The sequence below is a fragment of the Actimicrobium sp. CCI2.3 genome (genome assembly GCF_035019065.1).
Lineage (GTDB): Bacteria > Pseudomonadota > Gammaproteobacteria > Burkholderiales > Burkholderiaceae_D > Actimicrobium.
This window is the reverse complement of sequence record NZ_JASJWR010000003.1, coordinates 155,641-179,662: the sequence shown is the minus strand read 5'-3', so window position 1 is coordinate 179,662 and position 24,022 is coordinate 155,641. Positions and strand designations below refer to the sequence as shown.

Genomic DNA, 24,022 nt, shown 5'->3' with positions numbered 1-24,022 from the left:
ATGTACGCTTTAACAGCCGGTGCTGGTCAGTGTGTAGGTTGGTGCCGTGGTCGCTGCTGCAGGAACGTAGGTAATCAGGCAACCAGCCGGCGTGACTGCACCGGCATGGGTAATGGTCGTGGCAGCCAGCGTAAAATCAGTCGCCGGTATCAAATCCATCGCCGCTGCAAGATCGGTCGCCGTCGCTGCATAGCCGTAGGCAACATTGATCGCCACACCGTTATTCGTGATGATCCCGGTCGCACCCGACAGGCTAGCGGCCGCTGCCTTCGCATAAATCATTGCATTTGCCGACCGCATCGACCCTTCCACGGATTTCATCACGCCAATTCGCGCATCTGCTCCCAGCGAAACAAATTTTGGCAGCGCTACCGCTGCGAGGATGCCGAGGATAACGATCACCATCACAAGCTCGATCAGAGTAAAACCAGACTGCTTTTTGTTGATATGCATTTGCTGCCCTTTATCAGGTAAATCAATTTTCTATTGCCGAAATGGGAATAGATGTCGAATTAAATAATATGCATTAAGTATATTTATTCAATTACTCTTTTAAAAAGCTTTATTTGAATGACGTTGAAACTGATAGTAAGTAATAAATACCTACTATTAAAAATATGATTTATTTTTTGCAGTACTTAACATTTACTCGCAAGTTACTGTTGGCCGATAGTACACTTGCTAAAAATAAATATGTCATTTAATTATGGAGTTACGGAATCTACTTATTGATCTATCTTTTTTACTTGCCAGTATTTAAGTGACCAACATTCTCTCCGGAGAGAGTTCCTACTCCACCGGTAAAGCGCCGTAATCCATGGCATCCGAGAAAAACTTCATGTCTTTATTCAAAGCCAGCGGCTCCTTTTACTACTCGCCAACCGATCTTGTAACTCGCCATCTGAATAAGTCGCCAACAAGAAAATCTTCATGACAAAACCTGCCAATATTCGACTCGGTGAAATCCTCCTGAATCAGAAACTTATCTCCGAAGGCCAGTTGCAGATTGCGCTGCAGCGCCAGCGACGCACGGGAGGCAAGCTGGGCCGCGTGTTTATCGACAGCGGACTGGTCGGTGAGGAAGCCTTGTGCGACGCGCTCGCAAGTCAGTTCAACATTGCGCATATCCAGCTCAGGGGCATCGTGATCCGGCCGGAGACGCTAGCGCTGTTGCCCGAAATACAGGCACGTCGATTTCGTGCCATCGCCCTGCGCGAAGAGAGTGATCACGTCCTCATTGGCATGGCAGATCCAACCGATCTGTTTGCGTACGACGAGATCACGCGACTTCTCAAACGCGACATCACGCTGGCCGTCGTCAATGAGCGCGAACTGCTGGAAATGATCGATCGCCTCTATCGCCGCACAGGCGAAATTTCGGGACTGGCACGCGAACTGGAGCAGGACCTCGACGATAATCCGGTCGATTTCGGCGAGATCGGCACCACGACAGGCCTGGAAGATGCACCCGTCGTCAAGTTGCTGCAGTCTGTCTTCGATGACGCCACGATGGTTGGCGCGTCCGATATCCACATCGAACCGCAGGAAAAGCGCTTGCACATCCGTTTTCGCATCGACGGCGTGCTGCATCTGCAAACCGAAGCGGACATCCGTATCGCAGCACCGTTAGCGCTGCGGCTCAAGCTCGTTGCGCATCTCGACATTTCAGAAAAGCGCGTTCCGCACGACGGCCGTTTCACGATCAAGGTCAAGCAGCACCAGATCGATGTCCGTATTTCAACGATGCCGACGCAGTACGGCGAATCCGTGGTGATGCGCCTGCTCAATCAACGTGACGGCATCCTCGACCTCGATCGCATTGGCATGCCGACAGCGATGCTGGCGCGCTTTCGCAATATCATCCAGCGACCAAACGGACTGGTGCTGGTGACCGGTCCGACCGGCAGCGGCAAGACCACCACGCTGTATGGCGCGCTTGCCGAACTCAACATCATGGAGCGCAAGCTCATCACGGTCGAAGACCCGGTCGAATATCGACTGCACGGTGTCAATCAAGTCCAGGTCAATGACAAGATCGACCTGAGCTTTGCCCGGGTCTTACGTTCCGCATTGCGCCAGGATCCGGATGTGGTGCTGGTCGGCGAAATTCGCGATACCGAAACGGCGCAGATCAGCCTGCGTGCCGCGATGACCGGACATCTGGTGCTCTCCACACTGCATACGAATGATGCGATGAGCACACCAATACGCTTGCTCGACATGGGAGTGCCCGGCTACATGGTCGGCAGTGCGTTACAAGCGGTTGTTGCACAGCGACTGGTACGCGTCATTTGCGACAGCTGCCGGGAAGACCACACCTTGCTCGCCAACGAACGCGCCTGGCTGACACGCGCACTCGGGGCCAGCGTCGATGGCTTCCGCTACTACCGCGGCCGCGGCTGCTCGCACTGCAACAACACCGGCTTCCACGGGCGCGCCGGGGTCTATGAAATGCTTGAAATGAGCGACGAGCTTGTGGCTGCCACACAGAATAACGATGCCGGGCTGTTCCGCCAGATCGCCGCGCATCAAATGGCCGGTGAATCGTTGAGTAGCCACGTGATCGCCCTGGCGAGCGCTGGCAAAACCACGGTCAGCGAAGCGATGTTCATCGGCAGCAAACGGAGCGATAGCTGATGGCGCTCTATGCTTACAAAGCGCGCCATGCTAATGGCATGCTTGAAGAAGGAACGCTCGATGCCGATGACGGCAATGCCGTGGCCAGTCTTTTGTTTGGTATGAAACTTACTCCCATCGATATTGTCAGGACGAGCCGGGTTCGCGGTCAGCATGCCCCCGGATTGTGGGCGCGCTTGCGCAGACCGGCCATCTCAACGATGGATGTGCAACTGTTTAGCCGACAATTCCATACCTTGTTGAAAGCGGGCGTGCCAATCATGCGCAGTCTTGCGGGGCTGGAAGAAAGTGCAATCAATCCCTCTTTTGCACGGGTACTGGTCGACATTCGCGAATCGCTCGATGCAGGACGCGAACTCTCGTTTGCGATGCGCCGCCATCCGGACGTGTTTTCCGTGTTTTACACCAGCATGGTGCGAGTCGGGGAAATGACCGGACGGCTCGATGAGATTTTCCTGCGGCTGTTCGATCATCTCGAATTTGAACGCGACATGAAGCAGCGAGTGACAGCGGCCATGCGTTATCCGTCTTTTGTCGTGACCGCGATCATCGTCGCCATCGGCGTGATCGACCTCTTCGTCATTCCTGCGTTTTCCAAGGTGTATGCCGGCTTTCACGCCGAGTTACCACTGATGACGCGCTTGTTAATTACCAGTTCGGATTGGGTCATACATTATTGGCCGTTCATGCTGGCGATCATGGCGATCGCCGGGGCTGGCCTCCGCGCTGTCCTGCGCACCTCGGCGGGCTTGCTTCAATGGGATCGTTTCAAACTACGCATTCCGCTGATCGGTACCATCACCAGAAAAAGTGCACTGGCCCGTTTCGCGCGCAGTTTTGCCATGTCCAGCCAAAGCGGTGTCCCTATCGTCGCCGGGCTTAAAGTGGTTGCCCATACGGTTGACAACACGTATATCGCCCGCCGCGTGGAAAAAATGCGTGAAAGCGTCGAACGCGGCGAGAGCATTTATCGTGCCGCAGCAGCTGCCAGTGTCTTCACGCCGATCGTACTTCAGATGATTTCTGTCGGCGAAGAAACCGGTGAACTGGACAAGTTAATGAATGAAATCGCCGATATGTACGAGCGCGAGGTCAGCTACGAACTAAAAACCCTGTCGGCAAAAATCGAACCCATCCTCATCGTCGCACTCGGCGGCCTGGTTCTGATCCTGGCGTTGGGCATCTTCCTGCCGATATGGGACCTCGGCAATGTCGCAATGAAGAAATAATTTCTCGTCCTGTATTTCTCGTCCTGTATTTGTCGTCCTGTATTTCTTGTCCTTTATTTCTCGTCCTTTATCACCCTTGCCCTTCCCGAAAATTGTCATCCATGTCCAAAATGTGTTTTACCTACGCCGTTGCGCTAAGCGTATTTGTCTGCGCCCTACCCGTCCATGCCGCACCGATATTGCCACCGGTACTGGCTGGATTTTCCGTCCTGGCTGCCACGACGGTTACCAGCACCGGCATGACGGTATTGACTGGCGATGCGGGTGTCAGTCCAGGCACTGCCATCACAGGATTCGGCCCGGGTGTGGTCCAGGGCACAACTTATTCGGCCGGTCCGGTGGCAGGCAATGCCCATGACCAACTTGGCACCGCGATCGGCATGCTGCAACAACTCGGTCCGGGCATACCGCTTGCAGCCAATCTTGATGACATGATTCTGGGGCCCGGCGTGTACACGGTTGCCGCTGGCGCGACCAATCTGACACGCACATTGATTCTCGATGGTGGCGGCAACACCGCAGCACGGTGGGTATTCCTGATGTCCACCACGCTGATCACGTCCCCGGGTTCGATCGTCAAGGTGGTCAATACCGGCACCGGAGCCAGCGTCTACTGGGTAGTGGGTTCGTCGGCAACACTTGATACGCCGTCCACGTTCGCCGGCAACCTGCTGGCAGTGACCAGTATTACTTTAAATGGGAATGCCACCATCACCTGCGGCCGGGCACTGGCACTCAATGCAGCGGTAACGATGATCTCGGATACGGTCAACAGTACCTCGTGCACAGGAAGCGGCAATGAGGGCACGAATGGACTTAACGGTGGTCAGGATACGCCAGTCTCGCCGCCTCCAGAGCGACCATTGCCCGATTCAACCACAGCGGCGTGCCGTCTGCTGTTCACGGTACCGAATCACCGTGCCGAGACAGCACAGACCATTTCCCTCAGCATGGTCAACGCCAGTGATGCTTCCGTGCCTTGCGCGGCAGCGCCAGTCAACCTCACCAGAACCGTCGTGTTCCGATGCAGTTATCTCGATCCGTCCCGTGGCACACTTGCTGTCCGTCTCGGTGCCAATGTCGCGCTAGCCGCCAGCGCCAACCAGCCCTGCTCGGACAGCGGCGTCGCCTTGCCCCTCAACTTCAATTCGGCCGGCGTGGCCAGCACCACACTCATTTACGCCGATGCCGGCAAGCTCAGACTCGACGCCAGTTACCAATCCGGTGGCGCGGCCATTTTTACAGGAAGCAATAGCTTCATTGTTGCCCCGACCCGCTTTTCAATGAATCAGATTGCGCAAAGTGCGGCTACCAGCCGGGTCAATCCTGCCGCGGCAGATGCCAACGGCTCCGTGTTCATGGCTGCCGGAGGTGCATTCTCGGCAAGCGTGACGGCATTGAACCAGATTGGGAACCCAACTCCGAATTTTGGCCGGGAAGCCTTGCCGCAAGATGTCTTGCTCACCGCGACGCTAGTCGCACCGGCCAACGGGACATTGCCGGCACTAGGCGGAAGCCTGGGTACGTTTTCAGGGGGGAGTGCCCGCGCTACCGATCTGACCTGGAGCGAGGTCGGTATTATCCGGCTCAATGTCCGCCTGGCGGACGGTTACCTCGGCACGGGGAGCGGCCCGGATGGTTTGTCAGTCAGTGGCTTGAGCGACAACGTCGGCCGTTTTGTGCCTGATCATTTCGATACTGTCATCCTTGACGGAGCACCGATGGCTTGCCCGACCGGATTGACGTGTCCGTTGGCCGGATTTATTTATGCGGGACAACCGTTCGGGATAACCGTTACCGCACGCAGTCTTTCTGGTCAACTGACCCGCAATTACGCCGACCTGTTTGCGCGTCCGGCTATGCTCAGTGCCTGGCGCACGGCAGGAGACAGCGACCAGCAAAATCCGCCTGCGTCCCCTGCTGGCAATGCGCTGATGAACAGCACGTTGCCAGCCACGGCATTTACCAACGGCGCAGCCACACCCTCAACGCTCGCTTACAGTTTTGCTTCGTCGTATCCAGCCGACATCTCCGGCGTGGCGAAACCGACTGCCATTTTTCTGCGTGTCAGAGATAACGATGGCGTGACATCGTTGCGCGGTCCGCTCTCGATCGAAGGCGGATTGTTGGTCGTCAGTGGCCGTCTGCTTATTGCCAACAACTATGGTTCGGAACTATTACCTTTGCCAATGCGTGTCCACGCGCAATACCTGGGTGACAGTGGCTACATCAACAGTACGACGGATAACAACAGCAGATTTCTTAGAAGCAATGTTATGTTGAGCAATTGCACGAAAAGTCTGCTGAGCGGAAACACCTGCAATGCCGCAGTCACCCTGGCGGCGACTCCCGCCGACTTCAGGATGATGAACGGCGTGACCGACATCCGCCTCGCGGCTCCGGGCCCGGGAAGAACCGGCAGCGTCGACCTCCGCATTGGAGGAGTTGCCTGGCTGCCGAGCACAATGGCACGCGCAAGGATCGGTGTCTACAAGGCTGGTCCTGTCATTTTTTTTCGGGAAATGTACTGATCACTGCCGTCCGCGACCATCCGGCATCGACGTCTTGAAAGAAAACTTTTCAAGTCTTTGCACCCATCGCGCCAGCCAGGACCGTTTTTGCAATTGTTAACAATTGCATCTCGATTTATTTATACATTTCCAAAATGCAATGGTAAGTTACGTATGTCTACAACTGGTCACCGACAAAGTTAGACATAAAACAAGAGAACATCCCCATCATGACGTCTGCCCCACTAGCACTTCCCGTACTGATCGCGCTGTGTTTCGCGCCGTTGACCGCGTCAGCTGTGCCGATCCTGAATGCTGATTTGCAAACCATGTCGGTATTCGCCGATATTTATGCCACGACAGGAGCTAATTCCATCGTCTATGGCAGTCTCCTGTCGGGTGACGTGTCAACGGTCGGCGCAAATGCCAGCATCACCGGAAACCTCGTGTCGGTGGGTGCGGCGACGATCGGTGCAGGCAAGGCGTCGGTGGGCGGTTATCTCACTAGCGGCGGACTCGCGACAATCGGTGCAGGCGCTAGCGTGGGCTCCGACATTCTCTCGAGTGGCGCAGCAACCATCGGTGCTAATGCTTACGTAGGCGGGAACGTGACTACCAATGGCGTTGCCACGACGGGCGACACATCGGTCGTCGCCGGCCATGTGGTTGCAGGCGGTGCGGCTAGCATAGGTGCCAATGCCATCGTCGACAAATACGTCGGTGCTGTTGGCGTGATTAGTGTCGCTGCATCTGCCATCGTTCCGTTGAAAATGACTCTGTCGTTATCGCCGGCAATACCGAATCTGACGGCGGTCATCAACGAAAGAGTCGTTGCTGATGCGGCTCAGATCGAGACGACACAACGAATGCTGAACAACCTGGGCGGCGGATTAAAACTCGCCCCAACCATGGTCACGAATACAACGCTGATGTCTGGTGTCTATAGCGCGGCAAGTCTGTCGACGACGGCAGGAACTACCCTCACTCTGGACGGGCAAAACAAACCGAACCAGCTCTGGGTGTTTAATATCGCCAACATTCTGGTCACTGGGGCATCGACAAAGGTGGACATGATCAATGCCGGTCCCGGCAGCGCCGTTATCTGGAATACCGGGGGCTATGCCAGCCTTGGCGCAAGTTCCGAATTCATCGGGACAGTTCTGGCGCAGGACTACATCAGTGTCGGTGCCAATGCCCTCGTTAGCGGCAGCGACGCATTTTGCGGGCAGTTGCTGTCACGCTCTTATGTTTCGGCTGGTGCCAGTGCTGTTATTGGTTCAGCAGGATGCGTCAGCAAAGGTGTCATCGATATTAGCAAGGACGGCAAGCCAAGTTACGTGCCAACAACCTCAGCGGTGCCGGAGCCGTCCACTTACGCAATGCTGTTGGCTGGCACCTGTCTCCTGAGTCTGAGAAAGCGCCGCGCGAAAAATATCTGGCTCACAGAAAAAAAAGAGGTGTGACAGCACTTGTTTAAAACACCGATTTGATATGCTAACTACAGTATCTGGGTCCCGATCCACCACGCTACCGCCGCTATGAATGCCGACGCCGGTATCGTGAAGATCCAGGCCCAGATGATGTTACCGGCGACAACCCAGCGTACCGCCGACATTTTTTGAGCGGAACCGACACCGATAATCGCACCGGTAATCGTATGCGTCGTCGAGATCGGGATTCCCATTGCAGTCGCTCCAAGAAGCAGTAGCGCTCCGCTACTTTCGGCACAAAAGCCGCCCACCGGCTTGAGCTTGGTAATGCGCTGTCCCATGGTCTTGACGATGCGCCATCCACCAAACAACGTACCGAAACTGATCGCACAGTAGCAACTGACGACGACCCACCACGGCAACGCGTCGGTGCTGGCAGAGTAGCCGGAGGTAATGAGCAGCATCCAGATGATGCCCATGGATTTTTGCGCATCATTGCCGCCATGACCCAGGCTAAACAGCGCTGCCGAACACAGTTGCAGACGTCGGAACCATTTGTCGGCCCGGCGCGGCGTTGACCTGACGAACACCCACGACACCAGCAGCAGCGTGATCGAACCGAACACAAATCCCAGCAGCGGCGACAACACGACGAATACAATGGTTTTGATCAGTCCGGACCCGATCAGTGCACCGGTACCAGCCTTGGCCACGGCGGCACCGATCAGTCCGCCGATCAGCGCGTGCGACGACGACGACGGAATCCCGTTATACCAGGTGAGGAAACTCCACGTGATCGCTCCCGCCAGTGCGCCAAACACCACGTAGTGATCGACGACCGACGGCTCGATCGTGCCCTTCCCCACTGTCCCTGCCACCTGCAAATGAAACACCAGGATGGCAATGAAATTAAAAATCGCCGCCATTGCCACCGCTTGCTGCGGCTTCAGGACACCCGTCGACACGACGGTGGCAATCGCATTGGCAGCGTCATTAAAGCCATTCATGAAGCCGAACAGCAAGGCTAAAGCAACCAGGAAGGCGAGCGTAGTGATACTGATCTGGAGGGTCTGCATGCAGTCTTTTCTAAAAGCGAATCATCATCGAACAGCCGGACCAATCAGGCGTTTTCGAGGACGATGCCTTCAATGATATTGGCGACGTCTTCGCAACGGTCGGTGACGGTCTCGAGGATTTCGTAGATCGCTTTCAGCTTGATCAGGTTGCGCACGTCCGGCTCGTCGCGAAACAGTTTCGACATCGCGGCACGCATGACGTGGTCCGCATCCGATTCGAGCCGGTCGATCTCGGTACACAAGTCCATGATCGCGCGCGAGTTATTCATATTGGGCAGCAGTGCTACCGCAGCCTGCACTTTTTCCGCGCAGCTCAGGCACAGTTCGGCCAGCCGTTTGGCTTCCGGCGTGATGGCCTTGATGTCATAGAGCGAGATGGTCTGGGCCGCATCCTCGAGCAAGTCGAGGATGTCATCCATGCGGGTGATCAACTGATGGATGTCATCACGATCAAGCGGTGTGACGAAGGTCTTGTGCAGCATTTCAATCGTGTTGTGCGTGACCTTGTCGGCCTCTTTCTCGATCGCTTCGATCGCATGCACGCGGATGTCGAGGTCATCGAAATTGGTCATCAGACCAACCATTTCGCGGGCACCCTTGACGCACAACTCTGCGTGCTGGTTGAACAACTCAAAGAACTTGCCCTCAGAGGGCATCAGTCGTCCGAACATGGTCTGTCTCTCAAAAAGGGTTTAGTCGCCACCGTACAGCGGCGCATTGCCGGTGTAGTTGTCGAACTTGGTGTACTGCCCCTGGAAGGTCAGACGGATACTGCCGATCGGCCCGTTACGCTGTTTGCCAATAATGATTTCAGCGGTGCCCTTGTCGGGCGAGTCGGGATTGTAGACTTCATCACGATAGATAAACAGAATCACGTCGGCGTCCTGCTCGATGGCACCGGATTCGCGCAAGTCGGACATGACCGGCCGCTTGTTGGGCCGTTGTTCCAGCGATCGGTTGAGCTGGGAGAGCGCAATCACCGGGCAATTCAATTCCTTGGCCAGGCCTTTCAGACTTCGAGAAATCTCGGAAATCTCGGTCGCGCGGTTTTCGCCGGCGGTGTTTCCTGACATCAGTTGCAGGTAGTCGATGATGATCAGACCCAGCTTGCCGCACTGGCGCGACAGCCGCCGTGAACGCGCGCGCAATTCGATCGAATTCAAGGCTGGCGTTTCGTCGATGTAGAGCTGGGCATCATTCATCTTCTGGATCGCATGGGTCAGGCGCGGCCAGTCTTCGTCGGCCAGTTTTCCCGTGCGCAGACGGTGCTGGTCGAGGCGACCAACCGAACCGAGCATCCGCATCGCCAACTGGGTGCCGCCCATCTCCATCGAGAACACGGCGACCGGCAAGCCGGTGTCGATCGCGACGTTCTCACCGATGTTGATCGAGAACGCGGTCTTGCCCATCGACGGACGACCGGCGACGATGATCAGGTCGCCCGGTTGCAGGCCGGAGGTCATCTTGTCGAGGTCGGCAAAACCGGTTGGCACGCCGGTGATATCGCTCTGGTTGTCGCGGTTATAAAGCTCGTCGATACGCTCGACAACCTGGGTCAGCAGCGGCTGGATTTCCTGGAAGCCCTGTGCGCCACGCGAGCCTTCTTCGGCAATCGCGAAGATCTTGGACTCGGCTTCATCGAGCATCTGCTTGACTTCCTTGCCTTGCGGATTGAACGCCTGGCCGGAAATCTCATCGGCCACGGTGATCAGCTTGCGCAGCACACCACGGTCACGCACGATCTCGGCATAACGCCGAATGTTGGCAGCCGATGGCGTGTTCTGCGCCAGCGCATTCAGATAAGACAGGCCACCGACTTCTTCTGCCTTGCCGGTGCCGGTGAGCGACTCGAACACCGTAATCACGTCGGCTGGTCGGGACCCGTTGATCAGCTTGACGATGTGCTGAAAGATCAGACGGTGGTCATACCGATAGAAATCGTCCTGATGAATAAAGTCGGCAATCCTGTCCCAGGCCGCGTTGTCGAGCAACAAACCGCCCAAAACGGACTGCTCGGCTTCGATTGAATGCGGGGGGACACGTAGCGCGTCGAGCTGGATATCCGGGCGCGAACCGGAACGAAAATCAGAGCGAGATTCAGAGCGAGATTCAGAGCGAGATTCAGAGCGAGATTCAGGGCGAGATTCACCACGGGATTCAGGCCCTGAATCAGGGCGGGCGTCGGAGCGTTCACGTTTGTTCATGACCCGGATTATACCTGCTGGGCAAGCCGGACCCGGGCTGCATTCTTGCAATATTACGGCGACAACGATTCTGACAGGCATAAAAAAAGCCGGACGAATCCGGCTTCTCTGCAAGGCACTGCACTCAAGAATTAAGCGTGCTGACCCAGTACGGAAACAATTACTTCAACCAGCACATCGGTGTGCAAGGCGACCAGGATCGGATGATCACCAGTTGTCTTCAATGGGCCTGTTGACAGGCGCACTTGCGATTTCTCGACAGCGAAACCTTGCTTGGTCAGTGCATCGGCGATGTCTGCATTGGTTACCGAACCAAACAGACGACCATCGACACCCGACTTTTGCGAGATCTGAACGGTCATGCCGGCCAGTTTCTCACCATGGGCTTGGGCTTCGACCAATTTCTCGGCAGCGATTTTTTCCAGTTCTGCACGCTTGACTTCAAATTCAGCGACAGCGCTGGTGGTCGCACGACGCGCCATGCGTTGCGGGATCAGGAAGTTACGGGCATAACCATCCTTGACCTTGACGACTTCGCCAAGATTGCCAAGGTTGACGACTTTTTCTAACAAAATGATTTGCATATTTTTCTCCGAATTGGGTAATTGACGTTTGCGTCAGTTACGCGTGATGCAGGTCGGTGTACGGCAACAGCGCGAGGAAACGTGCGCGCTTGATTGCGGTATCGACTTGACGTTGATAGTGAGCGCGGGTACCGGTCAGGCGTGCTGGCATGATCTTGCCGTTTTCCTGAACGAAATCCTTGAGCGTATCGACGTCTTTGTAGTCGACCTGTTCCACGTGTGCAGCGGTGAAGCGGCAGAATTTCTTACGCTTGAACAATGGGTTCTGTTGTTTGCGTTTTTCTTTAAGCTTGAGCTTGTTCTTGTCGAATTTTTTACCGAATGCCATTTGAGGCTCCTGTATCTGAGGTTGGTTCGAAATCAATGATGTGAAACACGAGACTTTTACTGTTGCGGTTCTTGCGCGCCAGGAAACCGGTGAAGTGGAACAACGCACCCAATGGGGCTTGATCAAACCGGCCTGAAATTTCGCCTGCTGCAATGGCGGAAATCTCGAACTCGACTTGTCGTTCTACCCTGGCTTCGGTTTGCTTCGAGGCGTGCTGCAATTTCGCGGACACGATCGGGATGCCTGCCGGTGTGTAGCGCATCAATTCACGCTCGGCGATACTGGCAACAAACTGAAGCTGATTCACTCTTCCTGGTAACAATTACGCTGCAGGTGCCTCGGAACGATGGCTTTTGGCCGCATCTTCCTTTTGTACTGCCTTCATCATTGGCGAAGGAGCGGTTTCGGCTTTCTTCAGCTTGACGGTCAGGTGACGCAGGACTGCATCATTGAATTTGAAACCGGTTTCGATTTCGACCAGGGTCTCGTTGTCGCATTCGATGTTCATGCAAACATAGTGTGCTTTGGCGAGCTTCTGGATCAGGTAAGCCATCTGACGACGACCCCAATCTTCAACGCGGTGAACAACGCCACTGTGGGCTGCAACGACAGCCTTGTAGCGCTCGATCATGGCGGGCACTTGCTCGCTCTGATCCGGATGGACGATAAATACTATTTCATAATGACGCATGCAATCTCCTGTTGGACGGATTGAAAATAACGCCCACCCCGGCGTCAAGACGAGTGTGGGAAGAGGAAAGTCGGCAAGGATACCCGCAAAGCTGACAAAACTCAATGATTACGCCCGTTTGCCCGGAAATGGTTGATGCCAACCCTGTAATGACTTGCATTTGACCGCTCACTGTATAAAACTACAGCCTGTTTATCCACACAGCGACGCTGTCATCATCATGATCAAACTTACCGCGCGGCAGGAACAGATCCTGAACCTGATCCGTGACGCCATCACCAATACCGGATTTCCTCCGACACGCGCAGAAATCGCCAGGGAACTTGGCTTTCGCTCGGTCAATGCTGCCGAAGAACATTTGCAAGCACTGGCACGAAAAGGCGCGATTGAAATTTCACCGGGCACATCGCGTGGCATCAGGCTGATCAAGTCAGCCGTCGAACTGGCCACCGAGCGACATAACCATCAACTTGTGCTGCCGCACCCTGCGTTGATGCAACTGAGTTTGCCGTTAGTCGGACGGGTTGCGGCAGGGTCACCTATCCTGGCGCTGGAACATGTCGAAGCAACCTATCAGGTCGACCCCTCCCTGTTTACTGCCAAGCCTGATTACCTGCTGAAGGTCCGCGGCATGTCGATGCGCGATGCCGGCATCATCGACGGGGACCTGATTGCCGTCAAAAAATCCGACAGTGCCCGCAACGGGCAGATTGTCGTGGCACGCCTTGGCGACGATGTCACGGTCAAGCGCTATCACAAGACCGGTGAAATGATCGAACTGCTGCCGGAGAATCCCGACTTCGCAGCTATCCGCATTGACCCTGAACGGGATGATTTTTCACTGGAAGGATTGGCGGTCGGATTGCTGCGCAGCTGGAACTGAATCAGGATTGAGCACGGCTTCTTGCATTGACCGGAGCATCTGCATCGCGGGTAACGCGTCGAGATCGGCAAGCACCGCCCAGTGCAAGAAGGACTGGAGATCGCTCCCTCACAAATGCACGTTGACGCTATCAGCGCGCTTCCAATGCCAGCTTCTTGTCGAACTTGATGCTGGCGATGTCCGGCATGGGAGCGTCCACGCGGTTACGGAACAACCAGAAACGCTGCCACTCATCTCCAGGCCGTGCACCGTCCCAGACGGGCTCCCAGACAGACAAGTCAACTTCTCCGGGGCCGCTTGCGACAAAACCTTGCATCAAGAGCGCACGGCATTTAGTCGCAGGGAACAGTTCACGCCGGATCGTAATGCGATGGGCCACATAGTTCAGCATTGCACGCTCGCTTTCCCCCATGCCGATACTGGTAACGCAATCGACCGAGGACGGCCACGGAATTGCCGAGAACACGCGCTGATAGCTTTTTGCATAGTCCAGCCACGGCATCCACAGCGTTGTCAGTAAAGCCCACGTCAGCGTCATCCCTGTAAACCAAGTGGTCAGCCCATAGGCCGGATACCGTCGAAACCAACGACACGCACACCAGGCAACACAGGTTAGCGTCAGCGCCATCAAAAAAATCGGCAGATCAAACGTCGGAATGAAGTCGGACGGCAAGACGCGCAGCAGCCTCGGCCAGGCAGGGGTTGCGTCGGTTGCCATCATGATGGCCCATCCCAGCCAGATTACTGCGGCCAGCAGCCCGAATAACCATTGACTGATTTTCGTCCACGCCCAGTCTGCCAGCTGTGGAATATGCGAAACCGCTGGTGCTGCCAGTATCGCTAGCGGAACCAGTAGCGGCAAGGCGTACACGGCACGGACTGACTCGGAAAAAGACAGTACCAGCAACATCACCAGGGTGGAGATCAGTCCATATTGCATTGCCGGATGAGTCAATGCCACGAATCGCTGACGCCATAGCGCAAACAATGCCAGTGGCAATGCAGGAAACGTGAACCACGGTAACGTTTGCAGCCAGAATCCTTTCGGATGCTCCGTGCCTGAACGCACGCCCGAGAAACCAAAGTAACGGCCAAAGTTGTTTTCCCAGAACCAGACCATGAACAGGCCAGGCGAGCGGTCGTGCAGAAGAAACGGCCAAATGGACAACATGGGTAAGGCGACAAAAAAGGCAACGACGAGGCCGCGCGCATACCGCCCGTTGCGCCACTCGTTAAAACACACTGGCAACATCAGTGTAGTCATGCCGATGACTGCCGGTCCAAGTATGCCTTTGGACAAAAAAGTGACACCAACGCCTAGGCCTAGCAACACCCCTCCCGTCTTCGGCAGCGACAGAATGCGTGACAAACCCCAGGCCGACAGGGCAAAACCGGTCAGCAGTGGCACGTCCGGCATCATCATGTGCGTTTGCGTCAAAGTGCCCAGACAGCCGAGCAACAGCAGCGGCGCATAACGTCCCGCGCCTTTGCCCCACCATGCATGCGTTGCAGACCCGATAGCGAACGCACTGATCGTCATGAATAAACCAGACGCCATGCGCGCGGCATCAGGTTGATCCATCCAGCCCCCGAGCAGATAGACGCACACCGCCGCCACCCAGTAGTACAGAGGAGGTTTTTCCATGAAGGGCTCACCCGCAATAGTAGGGATCAGCCAATTACCTGTCTCCAGGATCGTGTGAATCACTCCGAAAACATAAGCCTCATCCGCTTTCCATGGGTCGTGACCGGTCAAACCCAAAAAAATGAACACCATCACGACCAATACGTAAGGCAACAAATTGTTCATCTGCAGGCTTGTCACCAATGACCGTGCACTAGACGTCGTGAACGAAGTCGGGATGAAGGCCGTCGGCACAGGTCGAAGAAATAATGAAAAGGGCATCGTAACCTTAACGGTGACGGAATTATGTTGTTACTACATGGGAAGTAGGCCGGACTCTACCAATTTTGCACCATCCCATCCACACAATTCGTTGCTGGATATCATGCCAAGCCAATTCAAAACGGCATCGAAAGGTCGCCGCTCAAAAGTCGCTTGCGCAAAGGGCATGAGACGACTGCATAAAATACGTTTATCAGAACAAGTAGTTCCCTTATCTTCCCTTTTTCAAAAACATACCGCGCACTACAATCCCCCCGGAGTTCAAACACGGCTGCTGTGACCGTACTTCACAGCACATTATTTTTCCGGAGGAATCATGAAGAAATTTTTTGTGGCCATGATGATTGTCATGACATCACTGGCCGTTACCGCGACTGAAGCCGAGGCGCAAAAACGGATGGGTGGAGGCGGATCATTTGGCAAACAGTCGCAAAACGTCAACCGCCAGGCACCATCGCAGTCGGCCGCCAACACCACGGCCCGGCCGGGCTCGCCGGCAGCCGTTCCGCCAAAACCAGCCAGTCCATGGCGCGGCATGCTAGGCGGGGCGTTGCTTGGCCTTGGGCTAGGAGCGCTGTTATCAAGCATGGGCCTGGGCGGAGCAATGGCCAGCATGATCAGCACCATGCTGATGGTGGGCTTGCTGGCGGCGGCGGGCTTCTTCATCTACCGGATGGTCAAGCGCCAATCCGGACAGGACGCGACACAGCCGGCTTATGCCGGCACAGCTAAAACCGGATTCACTCCGGAGATTGGCTCGCGTAATGCACAGGCTGAGGACAACTCTTTCGGCGGCGGTTTTGGTGGCGCAACGGCTCAGAATGTTCAGGGCAGCGACCAGGCCCCGTGGGGCGTACCGGCAGATTTCGATACGAACGGTTTTTTGCGTCACACCAAGACGTATTTCGTGCGCCTGCAATCAGCTTGGGACAGTGCCAACATCAACGACCTGCGTGAGTTCACCACACCAGAAATGTTCGCCGAACTGCGCTTGCAGATTCAGGAACGTGGGCCGTCCGGTAGCCACACCGACGTCGTGCAACTCGATGCAGAATTGCTGGGCATGGAAATCGTCGATGACGACCATCTGGCCAGCGTCAAGTTTTCGGGCCTGATCAAAGAATCGGATACCGCACCTGCGCAACCGTTCAGCGAAGTCTGGAATCTGTCGAAGCCACGCAATGGTCAGGGTGGCTGGGTGCTGGCAGGTATTCAGCAACTGAACTGACGTAACTGCGTTACCTTTCAAGCCGCTCGCTGATACGAGCGGCTTTTTTTATGACTTATCTTCAGGTCGCGTTACCCGACAGATCGCTAAACCATTCCAGCATGCTGCGCTTGCCCAGCTTGGCGCGGTACATCGCGGCATCCGCGGCATTGAGCAACTGATCGGCATCCTTGCCATCCTGCGGAAACATGCTGATGCCGATGCTGCACGTCATGTCGAACTCATGGCCATCGACAACAAACGTCTGATCAAAGACATGGATCAGTTTGAGTGCCATGGCAGTCACATCGGACTCGTGCCGGAAGTCGCTAACCAGAATGGTAAATTCATCGCCGCCCAGGCGCGCAACGATATCTTCATTGCGCACTGATGCCCGCATCCGCAATGCGGCCAGTTGCAGCGCCTGGTCGCCCACGACGTGGCCGAGCTGGTCGTTGATCTGCTTGAACTTGTCAAGATCGATGAACATCAGGCAAAACCGGCTGTCTTCAACGCTAGCCTTATTGATCATCGCGTCCAGTGCCTGCTGAAACATGGCCCGGTTGGGCAAGCCCGTCAATTGATCGTGATGTGCCAGATGCTGCAAATGGTGTTCGCGTTCCTGCAGGTCGCTCACCTGACTGCTGAGCCGATTGCTCATTAGCTGAAAGCTGCGTGCCAGATAGCCAATTTCATCGTCCCGTTCGGTCGGCAAACTGACAATCACCTTGCCGACCTCGAATTGCTTGACTGCCGTTGCCATCGCATTCAACGGTTTGGCCAGCACAAACGACAGCAAGAAAGACAGGCAGGCAGCAGCCAGGCTGCACAACACGGTAATCTGGATGATGGTCACTCCCAGTAATTCGCTGTCGCGCAAAACGAGACCGAGGGGTGTTTGCAGTCCCAACAGGACAAAGTAAGGCTGGCTTGCACTACCAAAGGGTACCCTGACGAACGCGCCCGCATTGGCGACCTCTTTCGAACCCATGTTCGAGCGTGTCAGCAGATGTCCTACCGGCCCTGGTTCGAGCAGGGACTTGATGTCGGCAATATCGTCCTGAATCAGGATGCGCCGACCGCGGTCAAAGCCAAAAGTCTTGCGTTGGTCCGGATGAATCAGATAGTCGCCCTCGTCGTTGGTCAGAACAAGATCAATATTGCGTGGCAGGTTGCTGCGCAGCCGGCTGAAAAGACGATTGAGATCAACATTGACGATGACAATACCGAATACTTTGCCATCTGCGCCCCGCACTTGCGTGGCAATCCGCAAGGTCGGCGTATCGAATCCATCTTGCCAATGCCGCTCGCGATTGAGATTAATCTTTGAAAAATAAAATTCTCCGGCACGCATCTTGACGGCTTCAAACAGATAGGGAAAGTGCCCCTTCTCCTGCAAGTCGTCGTTATTCACCGCCTCAATTCCGTTGCCTGTTCTGTCAGTCCGGATTAACTCCCTGCCAAAGTCCGCCACGCCGATAACGCGCAGTTGGACGTAATCGACGCGCGACTTGAGCATGCTGGCGAAGACCTCTTCGAGCTTGGCATGATGACGTTTTTCAAGGTCCGCTCCGGCGACGCCATCGGCCAATGCCGTCAATGCAGGTAGCGAGACGATCATGCTGAGGTCTTCGGTAATCGGTATCAGCGAGTCGAGAAAGCGCTGCCCCAACACATCGGTGGCGGTCAACAACTTGTCTTCCGCCGCGGCAATCAGCAATTCTCTGCTTTTCGAGTAGGCGTAGTAGCCCGTCAGCGCTGTCGACAAAATACCGAACAGGGCTAACCAGATACCTAATTTAAATCCGACTCCGAGACGCATGATGATCAAAACTTCCGCAAGATGTCACCCGACATAATGCGGGTCCAGAGCGCATGCCGTTGATCCGCATCTTCGGGTGGTTGCAGCCAGACCAGTTTGTCGCCCGAGTTGCTCAACGAAGTCATCGTCACCGTGTTGGCAAGACCGTGTCGTTCGCTGAAACGGGTACTGGCGTCGGCTTGCAAAGTCGCATCGATCCATTTCGCCGCCAGTCGGGGGGAGCGGGCTCGCACCGTGATCGACCAGCAATCCAGCCATGCCAGTGCACCTTGCTTCGGCACCGCGTAACCGACGTCGGCACCGGCATCGCGTAAAGCCTGAACTTGCTGCGTGCCAAAGTTTGCAAACACCAATGCCACATCGTTCTCCAGATACAACTTGACCGCTTCTTCCGGCGACGAATAGAACCCCAGCACATTGCGGCGCAACCCGACAAGTCTCCGGCTGGCAGCGCGTAACTCCTCCGCAGTCAAGTTAAACGGATTCTTGCTGCCGTCAATCATCGCGGCGATGGAAAAATTGTGCACACTGCCACTGTAAGCCAGGACCTTGCCGCGATAGCGCGGGTCCCACATCGCCTCCATCGATACCGGCTCCTGCGTCACCAGTTTGCGGTTGTAGATCAATCCCATCTCGGCAAAGGTGAACGGTATGGCGTAGAGGTGCTGGCCGCGCATCAGGCCCGGGATGGAAGAGGTGTAACGAAACCGGGGTAACTGGCGGGCCTGATTGGGAATCTCGGCCAGGTTCAGTGGCGCACTCAAACCCTTGTCGATGTAACGCTGCAGCTCCGCGGTGTTGACTGCAAAGACATCGAAATCACCGCCATTGTTTCTTGACAGCCTGGTCCAGAGTTCGTCATCGGTGTTGACGAACGTAACCTCAACGCGTGCGCCCGTTTTTTTTTCAAACGCGGTCACCACATCGGCATCCGCATAGCCTGGCCAGGCCAGCACGCGCAATATCGACTCGGCATGAACGCTTCCGCCAAACTGGACGCAGCTCAGCACCAGGACCAGGCACAGCAACCGAACATGTGAAAGTGAAAATGTCATACAAAGGAGTCCAAGACGAACGATGGTGGCAACCTGGTAAAGCCGTGAGGAGTAATAGAACCGTCGACATGACCCACTCTGCGTGCCGGAAGTAGAACCTAACATAACAAAACCGTCAAGCAACAAAGTGAGTTATTCGCCGGTCTGCGCATGACCGTCAACGCGGGTCAGGTTAAAGCTGTCATACTGCGCGATTCCCAACATGGACCTCAACCCGCCTCACCTGCGGACGCAACGCTTATGGAATCCCCGAAAAACCTGTTCGCCTATCCCGCCCACCGCGTTGCCAACCGTCCCGCGCTTGGCAAACCCGCCCCTTTCCTGCCGATGTCGCGCGCAGAAATGGACGTTCTGGGATGGGACTCCTGCGATGTGATTCTGGTGACCGGGGATGCCTATATCGATCACCCCAGCTTCGGCATGGCCTTGATCGGTCGCTTGCTGGAAGCACAGGGCTTTCGCGTCGGTATCATTGCGCAACCTGACTGGTTGTCCGTCGATGCCTTCCGCGCACTTGGCAGGCCCAACCTGTATTTTGGCGTCACGGCCGGCAACATGGATTCAATGGTCAATCGGTATACATCCGATCGCAAGATCCGTACGGATGACGCCTACACACCGCATGGCGAAGCAAACAAACGGCCCGATCGCGCCCTGGTGGTCTATGCCCAGCGCGTGCGCGAAGCGTATCCCGAGATCAACGTCGTCATCGGCAGCATCGAGGCCAGCCTGCGTCGCATCGCCCATTACGATTACTGGTCGGACAAAGTGCGCCGCTCGGTGCTGCCAGATTCTAAGGCCGACATCCTGCTGTTCGGCAATGCCGAACGGGCGCTGGTCGACCTGACACATCGCCTCGCTGCCGGCGAACCGATCAAGGAAATCCGCGACCTGCGCGGTACGGCATTCATGGTCTCGCGTGGCTGGTTGCCGGCTGATGACTGGACCGAAGCCAACTCGACGCGGGTCGATACCCCGGGCCGCGTCGAAGCGCATCCCGATCCGTACGAAATGAAAACCAAGGAACCGACCAGCTGCGGCACCGCCAACGCCGAGCCGACCATCGTCGCCAAGCCGATCCTGATCCTGAGTCGCGAAGAGCGCCAAGCGGCTCAGAAAGAAATCCGCAACAAGACCGTCATCCGTCTGCCCGGCTATGACGCCATCAAGGATGATCCGGTACTGTACGCCCACGCCTCGCGGGTCTTCCATCTCGAATCGAATCCCGGCAATGCCCGTGCGATGGTCCAGGCCCATGGCGAACGCGATGTCTGGCTCAATCCGCCACCATTGCCGCTGGCGATGGACGAGATGGACGGCGTCTACGACATGAACTATGCCCGCGCGCCGCACCCGAGCTATGGCAAGGCCAAGATCCCGGCGTGGGACATGATCCGGTTTTCAGTCAACATCATGCGCGGTTGCTTCGGCGGCTGCACCTTCTGCTCGATTACCGAACACGAAGGCCGCATCATCCAGAGCCGCTCCGAGCCATCGATCCTGCGCGAAATCGAACTGATCCGCGACAAGACCAAAGGGTTCACCGGCAACATTTCCGACATGGGTGGACCGACCGCCAACATGTACCGGCTGGCCTGCAAGGAAAAAAGTATCGAGGAATCGTGCCGGCGTCTGTCGTGTGTCTATCCGACCATCTGCTCGAACCTCGGCACCGACCACAGCAAGCTGATCCAGCTGTATCGCAAGGCGCGCGCGATTCCCGGCATCAAGAAAATCCTGATCAGCTCCGGCGTGCGCTACGACCTCGCCGTACGTTCGCCCGAATATGTGAAGGAACTCGTCACCCACCACGTCGGCGGCTTGCTGAAAATCGCACCCGAGCATTCCGAAGAAGGCCCGCTCTCGAAGATGATGAAGCCGGGCATGGGTGCCTACGACCAGTTCAAGGAATTGTTCGAGAAATACTCGAAAGAAGCCGGCAAGGAGCAATACCTGATTCCGTACTTCATCGCCGCCCATCCGGGCACCACCGATGAAGACATGCTGAACCTGTCGCTTTGGCTGAAGAAGAACAACTTCCGACTGGACAAGGTGCAATCGTTCATGCCAACGCCGATGGCGCTGGCCACGACGATGTATCACACCCGTAAGAACCCGCTGCGTAAGGTCACAGCCGACTCGGAAACCGTCGAGACAGTTCGTACCGGCAAAGTCCGTAAATTGCACAAGGCATTCCTGCGCTACCACGACCCTGATAACTGGGAAATCATCCGTGAAGCGTTACAGCGGATGGGGCGTTCCGACCTGATCGGCAGCGGTGAGAAGCATCTGGTGCCGCGTCACTCGGCACCGACACCGGGCTTGATGGCCATCGAGCATCGGCGCGAAACACCCAGCCCGGACAAATTAGCGAGAAAGTTCGGTCAAAACAAACCGCGTGATGGTGGTGCCGTCACACGCACGCCAAGTGCACAGGCCAAGCCGCTTCGCAAGAGCCCGGTCGCCGTCGCCAGAACCGGCCGAAAATAAAAATCGCAGGGTGCAATAACCGAAGGGCATTGCACCGCGGACTATGACCCGCGCGCCGTCCGACGACGGTAACGAACGGGACCCGAAGGCCCGTTGCTTGTGGTTGGGTGTTTATTGGTCCTGGCGAAGTTGATCGGTACATTTGGTGCAATGCCCTGCGGTTATTGCACCATACGGGATGACACCGCTCTCAGAACCGTTCATACCCGAGCAAATACCGCCACTGCCCCACCGGCAGCGCTGCCATCGACATGCGTCCGATGCGTAGTCGCTTGATCGACACCACCTGCAAACCGACCTTCTCGCAGAGGTACGGAATCTGCCCCCGCTCGGCGGCCTTGATCGCGAAGCGCAATGTGTGCTCGCTTTGCCAGCTTACTTTCATTGAGGTCATCGGCTTGCCATTCCATTTCAGGCCATGCTGCAGCAATTCCATTGCGGCGGCGTCGAGCGTCCCGATTACCTCAACGACGAACTCCTGCTCGATACGATTGGCTTCCTGCACCAGCGCACGTTCGACGCGCCAGTCCTGTGTCAGCACCAGCAAACCGCTGGCGCTGTCTTCGAGCGGATTCGTCAGCGTCAGTGCCCTGGTGTGACGACGCAAAAAACGCAGGCCGGAACGATCATCCGGGCCGATCGTTGCAGGCGTGATCCAGCCTTGCTCCGGATCAATCGCGTCAATGGTGCGCAGCCCTGCCGGCTTGTGCAGCAGGATCGTCACCGGATCCAGCGGTGCCGGCACGGCATCGGGCAACAACGCGATGACCTGCGCTGCAACCACCCGCGCGCCCGCTTCTTCGGTCAGCACGCCATCCACCGTAATCCAGCCACCTTCAATGAACTGCTCGGCCTCGGTGCGGGAGCAGCCAAGTTCTTCGGCAACGCGTTTGGCCAGGCGGATTGTGTCTGTCATAAGAAGCTCGGTTCAGCGGTTAAAAATGGAACCGCATTGTACCGGGCTAAGCCTGGACGACCACAACCAGTATTGCGACCGGAGAGGCGTCTACGGTGGCATAATTGCGCCCCTGCCCGCATTGCCGCGCGCTCCTTCTTATCGAGACTTTCATCCATGCGCAAAGGCATGCTCTACGCCGCTACCGCCTACGTGATCTGGGGCTTGCTTCCGCTGTACTTCAAAGCCCTGCAAAGTATTGCCCCGACACAAATCATGTTGCACCGGATGGTCTGGTCGCTGCTATTCCTGTTGTGCGTACTGGTCTGGCGCAAGCAATGGTCATGGCTGGGCGACGCCCTGCGTCAACCCAAGGTGCTGGGGGCCTTCATGCTCAGCGCCGTACTGCTGTCGACTAACTGGTTCGTTTATATCTGGGCCGTCAATAGTGGCCGCATCATTGATTCCAGCCTGGGCTATTTCATTAATCCGCTGGTCAACGTGCTGCTCGGTTATGTCGTGCTGGGCGAACGCCTGCGCGGCGTCCAGTGGGTGGCCGTCGCACTGGCCGCGTGCGGCGTTGCCTGGCTGACGTGGATCACCGGCCAGCCACCGTGGATCGGGCTGACGCTGGCGGTGACTTTCGGCTTTTACGGGCTGATGCGCAAGACGGCAAAACTCGGGCCGCTCGAAGGCTTGTCGCTGGAAACCTTGCTGCTGTTTCCGTTTGCACTGGCCGCGCTGGCGTGGCTGACTCTGCATCAGCAGAACGCTTTCCTCGACGCGTCCACGCAATCGCAATGGCTGTTAATGGCAGCCGGTCCGATCACCGCGATTCCATTGCTGTTGTTTGCCGCTGGCGCGCGCCGGATCCCGATGTCAACGCTGGGCCTGCTGCAATACATCGGTCCCAGCTTGCAACTGGCGCTCGGCGTCCTGCTCTACAACGAACCGTTTAGCGGCGATCGGCTCATTGGTTTTGCAGCGATCTGGTCGGCGCTGGTCGTCTACTCCGGCGAAGGCGTCTGGCGCGCCTGGCGCGTTCGCAACTTCCCTGTAACGACTGAAAGCTGAC

20 protein-coding genes are annotated in these 24,022 nt (G+C 56.3%); 8 read left to right on the top strand and 12 right to left on the bottom strand.

Annotation, left to right across the window (positions count from 1 at the left end):
• Positions 1 to 9: 9 nt before the first annotated feature.
• Positions 10 to 453, bottom strand: a complete 444-nt coding sequence (locus QN370_RS03195) for a type II secretion system protein (RefSeq protein WP_322125688.1) — start codon at positions 451 to 453, stop codon at positions 10 to 12.
• Positions 454 to 930: 477 nt separating this feature from the next.
• Here QN370_RS03195 and QN370_RS03190 point away from each other — a divergent pair, with 477 nt between their 5' ends.
• The 4 genes from QN370_RS03190 (at position 931) to QN370_RS03175 (ending at position 7,839) form a co-directional block, all read left to right on the top strand.
• A complete protein-coding gene (locus QN370_RS03190) occupies positions 931 to 2,637 on the top strand; it encodes a GspE/PulE family protein (protein ID WP_322125687.1) in 1,707 nt (568 codons plus the stop codon).
• Positions 2,637 to 3,866: a type II secretion system F family protein gene (locus QN370_RS03185; protein ID WP_322125686.1), complete on the top strand. Its 1,230-nt coding sequence runs from the start codon at positions 2,637 to 2,639 to the stop codon at positions 3,864 to 3,866. Before QN370_RS03190 ends, QN370_RS03185 begins: the two co-directional genes overlap by 1 nt.
• Before the next feature lie 101 nt (positions 3,867 to 3,967).
• Entirely contained in the window at positions 3,968 to 6,397 is a 2,430-nt protein-coding gene (locus QN370_RS03180) for an ice-binding family protein (RefSeq protein WP_322125685.1), read from the top strand.
• Positions 6,398 to 6,675: 278 nt separating this feature from the next.
• Complete coding sequence (locus QN370_RS03175; RefSeq protein ID WP_322125684.1) at positions 6,676 to 7,839, top strand: ice-binding family protein; 1,164 nt, start codon at positions 6,676 to 6,678, stop codon at positions 7,837 to 7,839.
• A 35-nt stretch (positions 7,840 to 7,874) separates the two neighbouring features.
• Here the strand turns inward: QN370_RS03175 and QN370_RS03170 are convergent, their stop codons facing one another.
• From QN370_RS03170 to rpsF, 7 genes are all read right to left on the bottom strand, one after another.
• Positions 7,875 to 8,882, bottom strand: a complete 1,008-nt coding sequence (locus QN370_RS03170; RefSeq protein WP_322125683.1) for an inorganic phosphate transporter — start codon at positions 8,880 to 8,882, stop codon at positions 7,875 to 7,877.
• A 44-nt stretch (positions 8,883 to 8,926) separates the two neighbouring features.
• Positions 8,927 to 9,553 (bottom strand): DUF47 domain-containing protein, encoded by a 627-nt coding sequence (locus tag QN370_RS03165; protein ID WP_322125682.1) that lies wholly within the window; start codon positions 9,551 to 9,553, stop codon positions 8,927 to 8,929.
• A 21-nt stretch (positions 9,554 to 9,574) separates the two neighbouring features.
• Entirely contained in the window at positions 9,575 to 11,086 is a 1,512-nt protein-coding gene (locus tag QN370_RS03160) for a replicative DNA helicase (RefSeq protein WP_416172095.1), read from the bottom strand.
• Between the two features lie 131 nt (positions 11,087 to 11,217).
• Entirely contained in the window at positions 11,218 to 11,670 is a 453-nt protein-coding gene (gene rplI, locus QN370_RS03155; RefSeq protein WP_322125681.1) for a 50S ribosomal protein L9, read from the bottom strand.
• A gap of 37 nt (positions 11,671 to 11,707) precedes the next feature.
• Positions 11,708 to 11,998 carry a 30S ribosomal protein S18 gene (rpsR, locus tag QN370_RS03150; RefSeq protein ID WP_009667708.1) on the bottom strand — a complete coding sequence of 97 codons (291 nt, stop codon included), beginning with the start codon at positions 11,996 to 11,998 and terminating at the stop codon, positions 11,708 to 11,710.
• On the bottom strand, positions 11,985 to 12,305 hold the full coding sequence (gene priB, locus QN370_RS03145) for a primosomal replication protein N (RefSeq protein ID WP_322125680.1): 321 nt from the start codon (positions 12,303 to 12,305) through the stop codon (positions 11,985 to 11,987). Before priB ends, rpsR begins: the two co-directional genes overlap by 14 nt.
• Positions 12,306 to 12,320: 15 nt before the next feature.
• Positions 12,321 to 12,689 carry a 30S ribosomal protein S6 gene (gene rpsF, locus QN370_RS03140; RefSeq protein WP_009667710.1) on the bottom strand — a complete coding sequence of 123 codons (369 nt, stop codon included), beginning with the start codon at positions 12,687 to 12,689 and terminating at the stop codon, positions 12,321 to 12,323.
• 220 nt (positions 12,690 to 12,909) lie between these two features.
• Here rpsF and lexA point away from each other — a divergent pair, with 220 nt between their 5' ends.
• The gene (lexA, locus tag QN370_RS03135; RefSeq protein ID WP_322125679.1) at positions 12,910 to 13,572 is read left to right on the top strand and encodes a transcriptional repressor LexA; all 663 of its coding nucleotides are present in this window, start codon (positions 12,910 to 12,912) and stop codon (positions 13,570 to 13,572) included.
• A 130-nt stretch (positions 13,573 to 13,702) separates the two neighbouring features.
• On the opposite strand, the gene QN370_RS03130 is transcribed toward lexA, so the two are convergent.
• Positions 13,703 to 15,217: a glycosyltransferase family 39 protein gene (locus QN370_RS03130; protein ID WP_322125678.1), complete on the bottom strand. Its 1,515-nt coding sequence runs from the start codon at positions 15,215 to 15,217 to the stop codon at positions 13,703 to 13,705.
• A gap of 577 nt (positions 15,218 to 15,794) precedes the next feature.
• On the opposite strand from QN370_RS03130, the gene QN370_RS03125 reads away from it, so the two are divergent.
• On the top strand, positions 15,795 to 16,706 hold the full coding sequence (locus tag QN370_RS03125; protein ID WP_322125677.1) for a Tim44 domain-containing protein: 912 nt from the start codon (positions 15,795 to 15,797) through the stop codon (positions 16,704 to 16,706).
• A gap of 61 nt (positions 16,707 to 16,767) precedes the next feature.
• Here the strand turns inward: QN370_RS03125 and QN370_RS03120 are convergent, their stop codons facing one another.
• The gene (locus tag QN370_RS03120) at positions 16,768 to 18,507 is read right to left on the bottom strand and encodes a diguanylate cyclase domain-containing protein (RefSeq protein ID WP_322125676.1); all 1,740 of its coding nucleotides are present in this window, start codon (positions 18,505 to 18,507) and stop codon (positions 16,768 to 16,770) included.
• Between the two features lie 5 nt (positions 18,508 to 18,512).
• Positions 18,513 to 19,562, bottom strand: a complete 1,050-nt coding sequence (locus tag QN370_RS03115) for an ABC transporter substrate-binding protein (protein WP_322125675.1) — start codon at positions 19,560 to 19,562, stop codon at positions 18,513 to 18,515.
• A 240-nt stretch (positions 19,563 to 19,802) separates the two neighbouring features.
• Between QN370_RS03115 and QN370_RS03110 the strand changes: the two genes are divergently transcribed.
• Complete coding sequence (locus QN370_RS03110) at positions 19,803 to 22,052, top strand: YgiQ family radical SAM protein (protein WP_416172094.1); 2,250 nt, start codon at positions 19,803 to 19,805, stop codon at positions 22,050 to 22,052.
• A gap of 190 nt (positions 22,053 to 22,242) precedes the next feature.
• Here QN370_RS03110 and QN370_RS03105 read toward each other — a convergent pair whose 3' ends face one another.
• Positions 22,243 to 22,968: an RNA pseudouridine synthase gene (locus QN370_RS03105; protein ID WP_322125674.1), complete on the bottom strand. Its 726-nt coding sequence runs from the start codon at positions 22,966 to 22,968 to the stop codon at positions 22,243 to 22,245.
• A 156-nt stretch (positions 22,969 to 23,124) separates the two neighbouring features.
• Between QN370_RS03105 and rarD the strand changes: the two genes are divergently transcribed.
• Positions 23,125 to 24,021 (top strand): EamA family transporter RarD, encoded by an 897-nt coding sequence (rarD, locus tag QN370_RS03100; protein ID WP_322125673.1) that lies wholly within the window; start codon positions 23,125 to 23,127, stop codon positions 24,019 to 24,021.
• The last annotated feature ends 1 nt before the right edge of the window (position 24,022 follow it).